The sequence below is a fragment of the Arthrobacter sp. JCM 19049 genome (genome assembly GCF_001310435.1).
In genome coordinates this window covers 1-1,217 of record NZ_BAXF01000581.1, presented here as the reverse complement: position 1 = coordinate 1,217, position 1,217 = coordinate 1, and the positions used below count along the sequence as shown (strand labels likewise).

General features: G+C 68.6%; 2 protein-coding genes. Both read right to left on the bottom strand.

Annotated elements, in window-relative coordinates; genetic code table 11:
• Positions 1-8: 8 nt before the first annotated feature.
• Positions 9-1,073, bottom strand: coding sequence for an amidohydrolase family protein (locus tag JCM19049_RS14640; protein WP_279403300.1), 1,065 nt, complete (start codon positions 1,071-1,073; stop codon positions 9-11).
• The coding region (locus JCM19049_RS21185; protein WP_279403299.1) for a hypothetical protein at positions 1,028-1,217 on the bottom strand (190 nt) is incomplete at its 5' end. The genes JCM19049_RS14640 and JCM19049_RS21185, both read right to left, overlap by 46 nt.

Genomic DNA, 1,217 nt, shown 5'->3' with positions numbered 1-1,217 from the left:
TCCGGAGATCACCTGGGGCGGTGACCGGGGTGGAGCGGCCGGTGCCGCGCTGGTCCATGAGGATCACGCGGTAGCGTTCCAGAGCCACGTCCAGCCGGTCTGAACCGCCCACTGGGCGCGGTCCCTGCCCGCCGGGCCCGCCCTGCAGGTAGACCATCAGCGGCAGCTGCTGCCCGTCCAGGTGCGCGCGCACCATTTCGCGGTAGAACAGCTCGATGGTGGCACCGTCCGGATTGCTCCAGTCCAGCGGCACCTGCAGCACATAGTCGCGGAAGCGGCGGCCGCCGGCCACGTAGGTCTCCAGCAGCCGTGGGGTCGCCTCCAGGTTCTGCACGCTCTGAGCCAGTGCGGTCATTCGGCGCCCTCCAGCAGTCCCAGCGAATCGAAGACCGGGCTCCGGCCTGGATGACGGTGCGCCCCTTGGCCTCGGACACCAGGAAGTCCACATCCTGGCGCGGATCGCCGTCCAGCACCAGCAGGTCCGCGGCCTTGCCGGCGGCCAGCGAACCGATGAACTCGTTGCCGATCAGCTGCGCGTTCACGCCGGTGGCCGAGCGCAGCAGGTCTTCAACGGAGGAAGCCGCCGCCTGCAGCGCCAGCCCGTTGAGCTGCTCGTCGCCCAGCTCGCCCATCAAGTCGCTGCCGAAGCCGACCTTGACCCCAGCATCCAGCGCATGGCGCACTGCCTGCTGCCCGCGTTCGAGCACGATCCGGTTCTTCTCCTGGGACACGGTGGCCAGGCCGAGTTCCTCGCCGCGCGCATCCATGGCCGCATAGGCTGCAAGGGTGGGGACCAGGAAGGCATCGTGTTCCGCCATGAGCTTGGCGGTGTCGGCATCCAACAGGTTGCCGTGCTCGATGCTGCGCACCCCGTTTTCCACCGAGTGCCTGATCGCCGGCACCGAGTAGGCGTGCGCGCAGACATAGGAGCCGCGGCGGGACGCCTCGGAGGTGATGGTGCAGATTTCCTCGGGGGAGTATTGCGGGATTTCTAGCGGGTCGGTCAGCGAGATGACCCCGCCGCTGGTCATGATCTTGATGGCGTGCGCCCCGGTGCGGAACGCATCGCGCACCGCCACGCACAGGTCATCCGATCCGTCCACGATCCGGCACATGTGCCGTGGCTGAAGCAGGAATCCAGGTGCGCCTCGCGCGGGTCGCCGTGCCCGCCGGTCTGGCTGAAGGCAGGGCCAGTGAAGTAGTAGCGCGGGGAGGGG